Here is a 14,040-nt window from a genome sequence, read left to right as displayed (position 1 = left end):
CGGCCGTATGACTCTACAAGGCACAAAACTAGTAAACGCCGGTAGCTCGTACATTACAACCAGTGACGGCGCGAAGATCTTCTACAAGGACTGGGGCGCTGGGCAGCCACTCGTCTTCCACCATGGGTGGCCGCTCTCGGCTGACGACTGGGATGCCCAGATGATGTTCTTTCTGGCTCAGGGCTTTCGCGTCATTGCGCATGATCGGCGGGGCCATGGACGCTCGACCCAGACGTTCAATGGCAATGACATGGACACCTATGCGGCCGACGTGGCTGAGCTCGTCGACGCACTGGATCTCAGAAACGCCATTCACATCGGTCATTCGACGGGTGGCGGCGAAGTTATCCGATACGTCGCTCGCCATGCGAACGGGCGTGCCGTGAAGGCAGTTATCATCAGCGCCATTCCGCCCACTCTGATGAAATCGAGCAGCAATCCCGAGGGTGTTCCCAAAGAGGTCATAGACGGCATCCGCGATGGTACCGCCTCCCATCGGTCGCAGTTTTATCTGGATATCACCCTTCCCTTTTACGGATACAACCGACCCGGTGCGGTGGTTTCCGAAGGCATTCGCCATAACTGGTGGCGCCAGGGAATGATGGGCGGAATCAAGGCGCAGTACGACTGCATCAAGGCGTTCTCCGAGTCCGAGTTCTATGACGACCTTGGCGCTATCGACATTCCCGTGCTCGTTATGCACGGCGAGGATGACCAAATTGCTCCGTTTGCGGCCACAGGAAAACAGTCCGCCGCACTACTCAGGAATGGCACGCTGAAATCGTATCCGGGGCTACCTCATGGGATGCCAACGACGCACGCAGACACGATCAATGCGGACCTCCTGGCGTTTCTCCGGAGTTGAGCAAGAAGAGAAGCCATATGGCCGCCTTGCGATTCCATCACTTATCACAATGACGCCACTTGCTTTGCGTTGAGGCTATTGCGTCGCCAAGCTCGTTCGTTGTCCCAACCCTGCCAGGAGAACAAACATGGCCACGAGGTCCGAAATATTCGCTTGGAAACTTGCTGCAATGCCACTGCTGCTCGCGACGCTTGGTGGATTTGCACTGACTGCAGCCGCTGCCCCGCCCTCCGGCATCAAAAATGTAGTTCTGGTGCACGGCGCCTTTGCCGATGGCTCCGGCTGGGAACCTGTGGCCAATATTCTCAGGAAGGACGGCTACACGGTTGCGGTAGTGCAGCACCCCGAAACCTCGTTCGCCGAGGACGTCAAGTTCACCAAGGCCGTGATCGATCGCCAGCCCGGCCCAGTGGTCCTCGTGGGTCACAGCTACGGCGGCTCAGTCATCACCGAAGCCGGCAATGATCCCAAAGTTGCCGCGCTGGTCTACATCGCCGCCTTCGGGCCAGACGCCGGCGAGAGCGCCGCCACGATCGAGCAGGCGCTCCCGCCCGCTACCAAGGGAATTAAAGCCACTGACGATGGCTACTTCTACATTGACCCAGCTGTGTTCACGGCCGATTTCGCCGCAGACGTTCCTTCGCCCAAGGTTGATTTCATGGCGGAGTCGCAGGTCTTGATCTCGAAGGACTCGTTCACCTCGCCGATCACTTCACCCGCCTGGAAGACCAAGCCCAGTTGGTACATGGTGGCCACGCAAGATCGCTCGATCAACCCTGACCAGGAGCGCATGATGGCCAAGCGCATGAAGGCCAAGACGATCGAAGTAAACTCCAGCCACGTCGCCTACATCTCACACCCGAAGGAAACAGCAAAGCTCATCGAGGAGGCTGCAACCTCGGCGAAGAGCAATCAACGATCCGTAGCGAAAGCAGGTGAATGAAGGTATCGAAGGCCACGCATGGAAACATGCATCACCTCGATCCTTCCGGGCGCAACCCACCACTCAACATGAGGGCTTCTGCTGAAGCCCGAGCAGAAGCAGACTGCCCAGCCGGGAGAATACGATGAACGATCGCGTCACCATAAAAGGTCGTGATGGTGAGTTCGCGGCTTATGTTGCGCAGCCCAAGGCATTGCCTGCCCCAGCCATCGTCGTTCTGCAGGAGCTGTTCGGCGTCAACGCCGACATCCGCGCAACCTGTGATGAGCTGGCCGAACAAGGCTTCCTCGCCGTGGCACCCGACCTGTTCTGGCGCCTGGAACCCGGCCTGAGCCTAAGCGTCACCTCCGAGGAGGACTGGCAACACGGGCTTCGTCTCTATCAGGCCTACGACCGGGATGCCGGCGTCAGGGATGTGGAGGACACGATAAAGGCCGTTTCCGGATTCCCCGAATGCGACGGCAAGGTGGGCATTCTTGGTTACTGCCTCGGGGCGCTCATGGTGTTCTTGACCGCTGCGCGTTCCGATGTCGATGCCGCGGTCGCCTACCATGGTGGCGACACCGACAAATACCTTGGTGAATCCGGCGGGCTGCGCGCGCCCCTCTTGATGCACCTGGGTGAGGAGGACGAGTTCATTCCAAAGTCCGCACAGGCGGCGATCAAGCAGGCGCTTGCCAGCAAGCCGAACGCGACCATCTACAGCTATCCGGGGCAGCGTCACGCGTTCTCCAGGCACGGTGGAGCACACTATGACCCGGCTGCCGCATCACTGGCCCACACCAGGACTTACCAGTTCCTTCATCAAAACCTGGGCTGATGATTGATCACACCGGCATGCCCCATGCCGCAGTCCGGGGCGTAGCCATCGAGCAGGAGTGGATGGTGGCAGAGACAACCTACGAACCCGACTTGACCGGCTTACTCATCGTCGACCCCTATAACGACTTCCTGTCTGAGGGAGGCAAGCTCTACGAGTTGAGTCGCGAGACGCTGGAGTCCCTCGATGTCGTCGAGCATATGCTCCAGATTCTCGCTGCTGCGCGGTCGCGAGGCATCCGGGTCTTCATCGCGCCGCATCACCGCTGGCGCGACAACGATGCGCATCTCCACTGGAAGACGATGCCGCCGGTGCAAGCCAGCGCATACAAGAATCGCGTGTTCGCGGACGGCACATGGGGCGGCAGTTTTCACCCGGACTTCGAACCGATACCCGGCGATGTGGTGGCGCTGGAACATTGGATGTCCAGCGGCTTTGCCAACACTGATCTCGACCTTCAGCTCAAGAAGCACGGGCTACGCAAAGTCATCATTATCGGTATGCGTGCCAATACCTGCATCGAATCCACGTTGCGCTTCGCGGCCGAACTTGGCTACGAGGTCACAGTCATCAAGGATGCTATCGGCAGTTTTGGCCTGGCAGAGATGGACGCGTCGCTCAAGTTCAATATGCCCGCCTACGCGAACGCCATTTTGTCGACGAAGGAAATCGTCGAGAAGCTCTCTAAATGACGGGCCAGATTGACTAGGTCTCGCAATACCCGGCCCCTCGATCAACACCACCGGTACCCGCGATAACACGGGCTAATCACCCTACCCCCATGTTCGCACTGCAAGCCAGCATGGCTATCGTCACGCCAAGAGTGAAGCGCGCCCATCGACAGGCGCGCGCTCTTTGCCTCATCTCCCCTGAGGGAGCGGGTTATGGCCAGAGGGCGTGCCAGACTCGGAAGGCCCCTTTCGGGATCGGCCCTGGATTGTTGGTCATAGTAGTCCTTCATGTCTCCCGGGCCGGGACGGTCCCGGGAGACAGCGATGGATCAAAACGGGTAATCGGGAACGACGGAGCGCGTGGTGATCCACTGCCACTCAGAGAATTGATCGGCGTTGGTCAGTGTGCTGTGGTTGAAGCCATTGCCTGAGTCGCCCACGCCGCCAATCGGGCCGTAGACCTCGTGCAGCAGGGTCTGGTCATTGATATGGATCACGCCGCTATGAAGTTCGTCCGAGATGGCTTGCGCACGAGCGAGATTCGGGGAGATGACCGCAGCGGAGAGCCCGTACTCGCTACGGTTAGCCAGCGCGATGGCCTCTTCGTCGGTCTTGAAGACTGTAATCGCAGCCACCGGACCGAAAATCTCCTCATCAAACGCAGGCATGCCTGGTTCGACGCCACTAATCACCGTCGGGGGAAAAAACAGGCCGTCGCGCGAACCGCCTGCATGAAGGGTGGCGCCCTTGGCCAGCGTTTCGCTAACGATGCGGTCCACGCCCGTTGCTTGGCGCTCATTCACGACAGGACCGATCTGAGTTTCGGCATCAGAGGGGTTGCCCACCACAAGCTGCTTGGCATGGCGAACAAGCGCCTGCAGGTACGCTTCCGCGATGCTTTCATGCACAAGGTGGCGCCCGGTCGTCAGGCAGATCTGGCCCTGATGAAAGAAGGAACCCCAAGCGGCGGCACTCGCGGCGCGTTCGACGTCGGCGTCCTCCAGAATGATCAAAGGGTTGTTGCCGCCGAGCTCAAGCGACACGCGCTTTAACAGACCACCCGCAATCGAACCGATCTGTTTGCCAACCCGAGTGGAGCCCGTAAACGAAATCATATCCACGCCGGGCTCGCGAACTAGCGCATCGCCGGTAATCGCCGCGCCCGGCAGCACATGAAATAGTCCGTCTGGCAGGCCCGCCAGTTCGAGTAGGCGCGCGAGGGCAAAGCCGCCCGCGACAGGAGCCTGCAAGTCCGGCTTAAGAATGACAGCGTTGCCCATGGTGAGCGCAGGGGCGACCGCGCGCACAGCCAGCAGTAGCGGTGAGTTCCACGGCGTAATGATTCCGACAACACCTATCGGAATGCGGCGCGCCACACTACGACGCCCCTCTTCCGCCGACGCAGCGAGCACTCCAGACGGCAGGCTGGCCAATGCGGCGCCTTCGAGGATCTCACGGGCTGCCATGTGCACTTCCCACTGACCCTTCGCACGAATGGATCCACTTTCACGCACAAGGTCGGCGGCAATCTCGTCGCCGTGCACGAGCAGTAGTCGCGAAAACTCACGAACGATGTCGCCGCGCCTCGGTGCCGGAAGGCGCGCCCACGCTTTTTGGGCCTTACGTGCCGCCACCGTTGCCGCGTGCACGTCTTCCATGGAAGCAACACCCGACTGACCAATAACCTGGCCAGTCGCTTTGTCGAGCACCGGTTCGCGTCCCAGTCCGGCAGCTTTCCAGCCATTGCTGTAGATCTGTCCGCTCCAGGCATCTTTGGACGAAAATAGGGAGTGTTTATCACTCATGGGGTCATTCCTCTCATGTAGACCCGGCGTGGGGGTTCATGCCGGGTAATGGGTTTTCGACGAGTGCGAAGGTCGCGAGCTACGCGCGGAATGCCGCAGCAAAGTGCTCTGCGAATGCAATCGTCGTAACGTTGGTAGCGACAGACGGCACGTCCGGGAAGACCGAGGAATCCATGACGCTGAGGCTCTCCAGGCCGAGCACTCGGCCAGAGAGATCTACGACGGTCGCCGGATCGCTCTCCCGCCCCATGGGTGCGGTGGCCGATGCATGCTCGTAGGAGTCCAGCGTGTTGCGGATAGACGCCAGAATTGCCTCGTCGGTCTCCGCCTGCGGCCCCGGATTGAGTTCGCTGTGGACGAACTGGCTGAAAGGCGACGTCTTGCCAATTCGCCGAGCGAGCTTGACGCCCTCGAGAAGCCGCTCTCGGTCTTGCGGCGCCGATAGGAAGTTGTAGTCGATGCGGGGCATGGCGCCCGGGTCGAGGCTGTCGATCCAGAACTTGCCTTGGGACAGAGGCCGGGTGAGCGCCACGGCAAGTACAAAGCCAAGCTTGGTGGGACTTTGATCGTGCGGAAAAAGATGCGTAGCCGTGATGTGTAAATCCAGGTCGCCCGGCGTCGCAGTCGATGTCCGCGTCCAGAGCTTGGCGCCAATAACCGGCGATTGTGCCCCCGCCAACTCGGGCTTCACCGCATAGGCATTGAAGTAGAACGGGTGCTCCGTAAGGCGCAAGCCCACCGGGAGATCAGCCATCACAGGCACACCCAACCGACGTGACTGTTCTCCAGGGCCGATACCTGAGCGCATCAGAATGGCCGGGCTGCCGAAAACGCCGGCGGAAAGCACGATATGGCTTCCATAAACAATCTGTCCGTTAGCTAGTCGCACAGCAACGGCGCGTTTGCCTTCAAACATCACGCGATCCACTAGGCCGTCGGAATGGATGGTGAGATTTCTGCGTGAGCGAACGGTGTCCGTGAGGTACGCCATGCCAGTATTGACGCGCACGCCGTTGACTATGTTCATGGGATATGGGCCAACGCCGTTAGCGTCTGCGCCGTCGAAATCTGCGATGGTCTTGTAGCCATTGGCAACCGTCGCATCCATGAATGCGCGTTGTAATGGCGTGACTTCACTTCGTATCAGCTGATGAACCGGGAATGGTCCGCTGCGGCCATGAATGGCATCCGCACCCCCGGTGCGACTCTCGAGGCGCTTGAAGTCAGGCAAGAGGTCGCTGTAACCCCAGCCAGGTAGATTCCAGCGCGTGAAGTCTTCGGGCCGCGCACGTACAGCCACCGCGCCATTGATGGCGGAGCTGCCGCCGACAACCTTGCCACGGATCGCATGGATCGGGTGGCCGACGTACGAAGGTTCGCTCTTGTACCCCCACTCGAACCTTGGATCCAGATTGGCACCCACCAGGTCCGACTTACTCACCAAATCCGGATAAGCATTCGGGGCATAGTTATTGCCGGCCTCAAGCAGCAACACACGACGATCGGGGTCTTCGCTCAAACGTGCCGCCAAAACCGCACCGGCGGAACCTGCGCCCACGACAATGACGTCGTAGTCGCGACTGGACCCGCCAGCTGCATTGCCTCGGGCCTTTTTCAAGGAAGTTGCATTCGCATGACCCGGAAGGCCGATGCCCGCAGCGACCGCAGCCGCCGAAAGTGCGAGCGTTTGGCCGAGAATACGGCGACGGGAGCCGTCAAAATGTTCGTCTGCGTCTTTCATAGTGTCCTCCATCGGAAGGCGCGGCTGCGCTGTGTTCCCAATCTAAGAACCGCGTCGAGGCGGGCATAGCCAGAGATGAACGACACCGCTGTTCGGCGAATCCGAACGGAAAGCGGCACACTATTGACTGACCGCCGAGTCGAAAGCCGATGAAGAGCACCGATGAATAAGTTTCTAGAGATGAGTACGTTTATCGCGGTCGTCGACGCAGGAAGCCTGACGGAGGCCGCCAAACGCCTGGGTACGGCCAAATCGGTGGTCAGCGAGCGTATCCACGGCCTGGAGACTCGCCTCCGGGCGCCTTTGATCGAGCGGGGGACGCGTTTGAAGGTGACCGACGCCGGCCAACGCTTTTACGACAGTGCGGTGCGCATCCTGGACGAGGTCCAGATGGCAGAGGAAACGCTCGAGGCAGCCCACGATGGCTTCAGTGGCCCATTGCGTATCGCGACGCCGATTGTCTTTGGCCAGCGGTACCTGGCATCCATTCTCACGGAATTTGCCGCGACCTACCCTGATATCCGCCTCGACGTTGAAGGCAGCGACGATTACGTCAACATGATGGATGAGAACTACGATTTAGCCATTCGTATGGGTGTCGTGCAGGATTCCGCCCTGGTGGCGAAAACCATCACGGAGAATCGCCATGTCATCTGTGCCAGTCCAGGGTATCTAGCGCAGAACGGCACGCCCCTTCATCCTCGCGAACTCAACACACACCAGGGATTGATGTACAGCTTCCGCCAGCCAGGCACGCACTGGAGTCTGCCCGTGGATGGTGTCGTACAGCGGTTCGCCATCCGTCGTCGCCTGCGCACCAACAGCGGCTATCAGCTTGAGGATGCGCTGCTGGCGGGTTTGGGAATCGCCATCATGCCGACGTTTCAGGTGGCAGATGCTTTGATTGACGGGCGCCTGATCTCCATCCTTTCACCGTATGTGCCGACAGGCAGTGTGATTTCCGCGGTCTACAAAGCTTCTCGTCGGGGATCGCCCAAGATTCATGCCCTTGCTCAGCTCATTGGTCAACGTCTCGGCCAGCCGGCCATCTGGGATGTCGACATTCAACGCGCGCTAGCGAGCCAATAGAACGCTCTGCATTGCTGAACCATCAGAACGGCGAATGCGATCTATGCGTGCCATCGCTGAATATCTAACGTCCGTACCGGCTATACATTTCATCGTCTTCGCAAGGCTCAGCGAGGTGATGGCGATGACCGCGCACCGCGGCGCGGGCGCCGTATTGGGTTACCTCCAGGCGGGAGCCTATTGGCCAGTCGAGCGCCCCTTCTCCGCCAACGGAGCGCGACGCAGCGCCAGTGACGCTGAGCGAAACGCACGATCCGTTAATGGCACGCCCTACTCGGCGATCGAGCACACAGCTCGGCCTCCGCCTTCGATCGGATCCATTTGTCGAAAGTACAGCACTACTCGCGATAACTTGCCCTAATCGCCCGGCGCGACGTTCGATCCGCGTCATGCAAAAGTTCGCGGCCTTGCCATCAAAGTACAAATTTCGTATGCCAAGGAACGCAAGCCGTCGTGCCCGGCACGAGGTCCGGACACAACGCTATCAGCACGCCTGACGCTACTGTTCGGCGGTTGGGACCAAGGTTACGATGAGGTCATTAGCGACATCGTCGATCGCTGCATAGTTGAATGCCACGTTTTGCACCGAAAGCACCGTGGCAACGCCGAATGCGCCACCTTGTGAAGCATCCACGTTGGCCTCGGTGACATAGCCACCGGTACGCGTGAACTCCACGATCTCGCTCGGATGCAGAGGGTCTGCATTGACTGCGTCGCCATTGGCCGTCAGCAAATGTCCATTAGGGGCAAATGCCAGCGCCAGGGGGCCGCGCAAATGGGGGCTTACGAAAACGACACGGCCTTTGTTCACGGCCGTACTGCGACCACCCGCACTTGGCACGGCGAAGATCGCATTGTCCGCGGTAGAGGCAACGAACAATGTATCCGAGCTCTCGTCGTAAGCCAGCCCCGTTGGCCCCAGAACCAGCGCTGCGGAGTTGGGTAGATGGGAATACCCCACAGCGATCTGAACCCGCTTGGTCACCACGAAACCCGCCGTGCCCATGGTCACGTCCAGTCGCGACACAGTGCCACTGAGCACATTGGAGACGAATATCTGCGCGCGGGAGCCCTGGTCGTTGATGGCCAGATCCCAGGGACTATCCAGGAATCTGCTATCCGACAACGTCGCGACCAGCTTGCCGCGGCCGTCGATAACTTGAAGAGCACCCTGTGAAATCGTGTTTACCGTGCCGTCCGTTGTAGGTAGGTTCCCGACAACGACGAAACCGCGGCTGAGAACACCAAGCGCAGTCGTAAGGCCACCGAGATGGCTTTGGAAGAAAGTCGTCGCGTTGCCGGCGGTGCCTGCGGCGACACCTGGGGCTAGCTGACCTGTGGGCGTCAACTTGATAATCGTTGTACCCGTGCCCTGAAGATTGCTGATGTTGTTGAAATTCGACACCAGCACGTCGCCGGGAGCGATGGCCCCACCTCGCGGGAAGTTCTGCGGCACGAAAGCCACGCCATAGGGATTCAGGTCGCCGTTCGTCGGTATCGTCGATGACGTGATGCTGCGCGGAAGGAAGGCATCCTGTGCACTGGCCGTCTGCGTGCCGCCGAAGGAATGGAGGGTCAGAAACGCCAGCCCGATGGCGGACAGGCGAGTCATCCTTTGCATACTCGTGCTCATGGCTAGCTCCTGTTTCACTAGGAACGCCAGGACCTCTCCACTCCCCTGCACGGTGTGGTCCTGATGAGCGGCGCATACTTGCGTGGCCTTTCAGACTGGTTGCACGGCAAAGACGTGCACCGCCGCATGTGATTGCCCTCTCCACGCGAAACGGTTCATCAGGCGTCGCCTGGGGTTTAGGACATGTTCACCAAGCCTGACACGGCGCACCCTGCCTCCGGACCGCGGTACCCCGGCCCCATCGTCGCAACTTTCATTGGCCGGCATGGCACTCACGGGGTGCCAAACAGGTTCGATCTGATGGCCATTCCTGCGCTTTCTTTTGCTGGCGCGAGTTGAGGCGACAATCGCGAAGAAGGTGGTCAGCGGCATGCATACCGGAGAGCAGTACCACCAATTCTTTCTGACCTCCCGCCGGGACGTGGCGGTGCGCAGCCGGTTCCAGCGGATGGCGATGGAGCTGCTGCCGCATGGGGCAGACATACTCGATTTCGGGGCGGGAACGGGCATTGATGCCAGGACCTACACGGCTCATGGGCACCGCACGTTTGTCTATGAACCTTCATCCGCCATGCGCGATCACCTGTTGATGTACTGCCGCGAAGAACTCGATCAGCGAACCATCATCAGCATCGATAACTCCAACGAATGCAGGGCGTTCGCTGTGACGGCGAATTTCGCGGTCTTCAACCATTTCGCGGATCACACCCAACTCTTCGATGAGCTATCTCGCACGGTCCGCAAGGGCGGCTTTGTGCTGACGAGCATGCTCAACCCCTATTACCTGGGCGATGCGCGCTACGGCTGGTGGCTGGCCAACGCTTTCCATCTACTTCGCCGCGGGCATTACGCCATCCCAAGCGAAAGCCGCATCCATCGTTTTGCGCCGCGCGTCGTGGCTCGGTCCGCAGCGCCGCACTTCCGCCTGGAGCGGATCGAACCTGGCGGCCTCGGCATGGCGACCCAGCTCTACATGTTCCTGTTGTTCCGGCGCATCTGACATGTGGAAAGACTGGATACGTCCCCTGGTACGTCCGCTCCCGCAATGGTCGACGGTAGCCATCGCCGCTCCGCAACACGCGGTTGCTGCGTATCTGCACGGGGATGACGGCGTGACCGATGTCACTGCGGATCACACCGTGGCTTCGCTCAAGCCGCTGGTCATCGCAACCAGCATTGATGCTGGTCAACGGCCGGTCATCGAGTATTGCGACAAGCTCACGGGCAAGCGGGTGGGAAGCCTGCGGCTGACACGGATGGTTTCACTGGGCATCGTTGAGCATGGTTCACCCACGCTCTATCGCGTCACAGCGGGCGAGCATCATTGCCTCGGCTGGCCGAGAAGCGCCTGGAACCGCTGGCTGCAGAATCGCCTCATGCAACGGCAACCTTCCGCGCATCATGCGTTGATGGCTCCCGCTGCGGTACAGCAATTGATGGTCGCGTATCTGTGCCCGCGACCGGTCGTACTCGTCTCTGTCGACACACCTCATCACCGGAACATGTTCCCGATGGACCTGATCGGTCCGCTATCGCGGAGCGGACTGTATTCACTCGCCTTGCGCAGTACGAACGTCTCCGCGCAGATCATGCGTGAAACGGGCCGCGTTGCCCTGTCCTGTATTCCCGCTGGCATGAAACCCATGGCCTACAAACTCAGCGAGCACCATAAAGTGCCGCTGAAGGACTGGGGCGCCCTGCCGTTTCCCGTGCGCCCCTCGCTGGAACTGGGCATTCCGGCGGTGGCTTCGGCGCTATGCGTGCGCGAGTTAACCCTGCTGCACAGCCAGGACATCGGCTCCCATACATTCTTTCTCGGTCGGATCCTCTCTGACGTACCGCTCGCGCACGGCGACCAGCTCCATCACACGCCGGGCTACTATCAGACCTATCGTCGTCGGAAAAATATGCCGTTCGCCGAGGCTTAATGTGAGGTCATTCCCGCACGACCGGACTCGGAAAGCTGCGATAGCGTGTCCGTGCTGTCGCTGGATGCGATCGACTCTTTGATGGTTGCGACTAGATCGGCGCCTATCGTCAGGCTTCGGTCCGCCAGGCTGGCAACGCCGTCGCGATGTGAGATGACGATAAGGATCGTATCTGGCAATCGTTGCCTGACTATCGTCAGCACCCGCGCCTCGGCTGCCGCATCCAGTGCACTGGTCGCCTCGTCAAGAATGGCCAGGGTCGGTCGCCGCAACAATACCTGGGCCAACAGCAACCGTTGGATCTCGCCCCCCGACAACCGGCCCGAGGAACCATCCAGGGTGGCGTCGAGTCCGTCTCTCGAAGACGCGAGGCGCTTATCGAGCCCCACGTCCACCAGGGCTTCGTGCATGGCTTCTTCACTGGCGTCCTTTGCAGCCCAGCGCAGGCAATCGCGTACCGTCCGTTGCCAAGGTCGTACGCTCTGGCTGATATAGGCCCCATTGCGAACCGATGCGCGGTAGGCGTCAAAGTCCATACGACGCGCGCCCAGCCATGCCGTAAATGCCGCGGGACGAATCATGCCCGCGAGCACATCCGCCAGGCTGGTCTTGCCGATACCCGAGTCGCCACGGATCAGAAGCAGTTTGCCCGGGTAGAGCCATAGATCGTTCACGCAGAACGTCGTGGGATCGGCGATCGACAATAACTCGATACGCAGAGGCTGCGCCCCTGGAGCTGCCATCGTGTCCGTAGTTGCGGAAGGCGTCGTGCCTGCATACCTGCACCACAGCGCGAAAGCCGGTATGGCGGATGCAAGCTGGTGAACGCTTTGCCGAGTGGAGACGAGATACGGAAGCAAACGCCCCAGCAGCAGGCACACCGCGATCAATGAGGCCTGGTCGACGCCGTGCCATCGATGCGCTACCACGAGCATCGCAGCAATACCCACGGCTGCAAGCACTTCAATCACCAGGCGCCCGGATGCAATCAATTCCAGTTGCCGACGATATCCCTCGCCGAGTTGCCCTGACGCCGCGGCATGGTGCTCCTTCTCCGCTTGCTCCTGCCCAAACGACTTGATGTGTCGCCAGCGTCGCGGAAAGTCTTCGCTCATCCAGAACAGCCGTGTCATATCCGCCACATAGCGCCGACTCACCGCGGCGTGTTCGCGACTGCTGAAGTGCGCGGCAATCAACGAACACGCCACGAGAATCGGCACCGCCAACACGAGCGGTGGCGATACCCAGAGCGCAAACGCCAGGCTGACCAGGGTGGTGATTCCCGCCACCAGTAACTGCATCAGGGCATTGAAGCCCTGCGTCACGATCTCGACGTTGTGTGTCAGTACGTTGGCCAGTTCGGCGGAGGTGGCATCCGCCAACGATGCGAGTGGCGCTTCAATCAGGCTTTCGTGCACGCGGCCACGGAGTTGCATGCCATAACTGCTGGCGAGCCCTGCGGCCAAGCGCGCTGCCTGCCAACGCATCAGCGCAAACACCGCGGACGCCATCACAAAGAGCAGTGCGTGCATCTCCATGCTGGCACTCGGCACTTGCCACCGGCTACCGAGCCAGCCCACGGAACCGGGCTGAATCATCGACGCCACCAGCAAGGCTGCGATGCCGCCAGTCAATGCACTGCCGAGCGACAACGCGACGTACGCTGCGATCCGCCACAGCCCCAGGGGCCGCAACGTCCCAAAAAAGGACCGCGGCAGGCCATTCGCCCGCTCACGCAACAGACCCCGCCATGCACTCGGCATGCTCAGGCTTCCATGCTGCTGCGCGACCGCGCCTGCCGCGGTTCAGTTGGCACCTGATGACTATGCAAGACCCCACCCGATTCAGCCGCTCCTGTCGATGAGTGCGGCGCGGAGGGAAAAGGGTTGCTCACCCCGTGGGTGGAAAGCGGTCAGTCCAGCAACTGCCGGAGCATACGGACTGATTCCAGCGGATGATGCCCACGGATCAGCTCGAATGTACTCAGTCGTGCCACCTCATGCATAAAGGCCACCCATCCCTGCTGACTGGCGGCATAGGGTTGTTCGGCGGCAAGGCGAGCAGCCACGCACTCCCTGCCGACAGGGCGAAGCTGCGCCGTGGTTGTCGCCGGACCGGGTGACGCAACAAACACGATACCCGCGAGCGCAAGCGGCGCAGCCAGTCGTGCTGGTCCATCACGCAGATCGATCTCGAATTTCTCCACCCCACTACGACGCCTGATCGTCGGCGAGCTGCTGATCCATTGGCGATATTGCGCGTCGTCCACCCAGGCCAACCCATCCTCACGCACGTGGAGATAGTTGGGAACGCCCGTGGCACGCAAGCTTTCCGCATGCACAAACACGGCGTCTTCGGCGAGAAGTTCCAGCCCCTCCAACATACCGTGCAACGCCAGTGTCGACTCTCCCTGCCCCACTGCCACCCATGATCAAAAGCCCACGGCCATTCAGGCCAAGACAGGCCCCATGCAAGGGGATCAAGCCCTGCACGCGCGTAGCCAGGGTGAATACCGCGAACTCGATAAGTTCGTAGCGCAGGTGAT

Annotated in this window: 12 protein-coding genes; 7 read left to right on the top strand and 5 right to left on the bottom strand. The window is 60.4% G+C overall.

What is annotated here, in order from left to right; genetic code table 11:
• Window positions 1-7: 7 nt before the first annotated feature.
• The 4 genes from DyAD56_RS13640 (at window position 8) to DyAD56_RS13625 (ending at window position 3,320) form a co-directional block, all read left to right on the top strand.
• Window positions 8-865, top strand: coding sequence for an alpha/beta hydrolase (locus DyAD56_RS13640; RefSeq protein ID WP_102303308.1), 858 nt, complete (start codon window positions 8-10; stop codon window positions 863-865).
• 127 nt (window positions 866-992) lie between these two features.
• Complete coding sequence (locus DyAD56_RS13635; RefSeq protein ID WP_199178968.1) at window positions 993-1,808, top strand: alpha/beta hydrolase; 816 nt, start codon at window positions 993-995, stop codon at window positions 1,806-1,808.
• Between the two features lie 124 nt (window positions 1,809-1,932).
• Window positions 1,933-2,628: a dienelactone hydrolase family protein gene (locus DyAD56_RS13630; RefSeq protein ID WP_102303306.1), complete on the top strand. Its 696-nt coding sequence runs from the start codon at window positions 1,933-1,935 to the stop codon at window positions 2,626-2,628.
• A complete protein-coding gene (locus tag DyAD56_RS13625) occupies window positions 2,628-3,320 on the top strand; it encodes an isochorismatase family cysteine hydrolase (protein ID WP_199178967.1) in 693 nt (230 codons plus the stop codon). Before DyAD56_RS13630 ends, DyAD56_RS13625 begins: the two co-directional genes overlap by 1 nt.
• A 308-nt stretch (window positions 3,321-3,628) precedes the next feature.
• Here DyAD56_RS13625 and DyAD56_RS13620 read toward each other — a convergent pair whose 3' ends face one another.
• Window positions 3,629-5,104 (bottom strand): benzaldehyde dehydrogenase, encoded by a 1,476-nt coding sequence (locus tag DyAD56_RS13620; RefSeq protein WP_102303305.1) that lies wholly within the window; start codon window positions 5,102-5,104, stop codon window positions 3,629-3,631.
• 79 nt (window positions 5,105-5,183) lie between these two features.
• Entirely contained in the window at window positions 5,184-6,845 is a 1,662-nt protein-coding gene (locus DyAD56_RS13615) for a GMC family oxidoreductase N-terminal domain-containing protein (RefSeq protein ID WP_102303304.1), read from the bottom strand.
• A 162-nt stretch (window positions 6,846-7,007) separates the two neighbouring features.
• Between DyAD56_RS13615 and DyAD56_RS13610 the strand changes: the two genes are divergently transcribed.
• Window positions 7,008-7,934, top strand: coding sequence for a LysR family transcriptional regulator (locus DyAD56_RS13610; protein WP_102303303.1), 927 nt, complete (start codon window positions 7,008-7,010; stop codon window positions 7,932-7,934).
• 499 nt (window positions 7,935-8,433) lie between these two features.
• On the opposite strand, the gene DyAD56_RS13605 is transcribed toward DyAD56_RS13610, so the two are convergent.
• Window positions 8,434-9,567: a hypothetical protein gene (locus DyAD56_RS13605; RefSeq protein ID WP_146010509.1), complete on the bottom strand. Its 1,134-nt coding sequence runs from the start codon at window positions 9,565-9,567 to the stop codon at window positions 8,434-8,436.
• Window positions 9,568-9,937: 370 nt separating this feature from the next.
• Between DyAD56_RS13605 and DyAD56_RS13600 the strand changes: the two genes are divergently transcribed.
• Together DyAD56_RS13600 and DyAD56_RS13595 are read left to right on the top strand one after the other, a co-directional pair.
• Complete coding sequence (locus DyAD56_RS13600) at window positions 9,938-10,567, top strand: methyltransferase domain-containing protein (RefSeq protein ID WP_102303353.1); 630 nt, start codon at window positions 9,938-9,940, stop codon at window positions 10,565-10,567.
• Between the two features lie 139 nt (window positions 10,568-10,706).
• Window positions 10,707-11,495 (top strand): flavin reductase, encoded by a 789-nt coding sequence (locus DyAD56_RS13595; RefSeq protein ID WP_233202423.1) that lies wholly within the window; start codon window positions 10,707-10,709, stop codon window positions 11,493-11,495.
• Here the strand turns inward: DyAD56_RS13595 and DyAD56_RS13590 are convergent.
• Together DyAD56_RS13590 and DyAD56_RS24300 are read right to left on the bottom strand one after the other, a co-directional pair.
• On the bottom strand, window positions 11,492-13,258 hold the full coding sequence (locus DyAD56_RS13590) for an ABC transporter ATP-binding protein (protein ID WP_102303300.1): 1,767 nt from the start codon (window positions 13,256-13,258) through the stop codon (window positions 11,492-11,494). The genes DyAD56_RS13595 and DyAD56_RS13590 overlap by 4 nt on opposite strands.
• A gap of 149 nt (window positions 13,259-13,407) precedes the next feature.
• On the bottom strand, window positions 13,408-13,920 hold the full coding sequence (locus DyAD56_RS24300; protein WP_233202422.1) for a hypothetical protein: 513 nt from the start codon (window positions 13,918-13,920) through the stop codon (window positions 13,408-13,410).
• Window positions 13,921-14,040 lie beyond the last annotated feature (120 nt).

Origin of the sequence: Dyella sp. AD56, assembly GCF_002878475.1 — a bacterium.
Lineage (GTDB): Bacteria > Pseudomonadota > Gammaproteobacteria > Xanthomonadales > Rhodanobacteraceae > Dyella.
This window is presented reverse-complemented; position numbering and strand designations above follow the sequence as displayed.

Bases quoted from the DNA above. Each gene is read 5' to 3' on its own strand.
- DyAD56_RS13640 (WP_102303308.1), top strand. From the start codon at position 8: ATGACTCTACAAGGCACAAAACTAGTAAACGCCGGTAGCTCGTACATT.
- DyAD56_RS13635 (WP_199178968.1), top strand. From the start codon at position 993: ATGGCCACGAGGTCCGAAATATTCGCTTGGAAACTTGCTGCAATGCCA.
- DyAD56_RS13630 (WP_102303306.1), top strand. From the start codon at position 1,933: ATGAACGATCGCGTCACCATAAAAGGTCGTGATGGTGAGTTCGCGGCT.
- DyAD56_RS13625 (WP_199178967.1), top strand. From the start codon at position 2,628: ATGATTGATCACACCGGCATGCCCCATGCCGCAGTCCGGGGCGTAGCC.
- DyAD56_RS13620 (WP_102303305.1), bottom strand. From the start codon at position 5,104: ATGAGTGATAAACACTCCCTATTTTCGTCCAAAGATGCCTGGAGCGGA.
- DyAD56_RS13615 (WP_102303304.1), bottom strand. From the start codon at position 6,845: ATGAAAGACGCAGACGAACATTTTGACGGCTCCCGTCGCCGTATTCTC.
- DyAD56_RS13610 (WP_102303303.1), top strand. From the start codon at position 7,008: ATGAATAAGTTTCTAGAGATGAGTACGTTTATCGCGGTCGTCGACGCA.
- DyAD56_RS13605 (WP_146010509.1), bottom strand. From the start codon at position 9,567: ATGAGCACGAGTATGCAAAGGATGACTCGCCTGTCCGCCATCGGGCTG.
- DyAD56_RS13600 (WP_102303353.1), top strand. From the start codon at position 9,938: ATGCATACCGGAGAGCAGTACCACCAATTCTTTCTGACCTCCCGCCGG.
- DyAD56_RS13590 (WP_102303300.1), bottom strand. From the start codon at position 13,258: ATGCCGAGTGCATGGCGGGGTCTGTTGCGTGAGCGGGCGAATGGCCTG.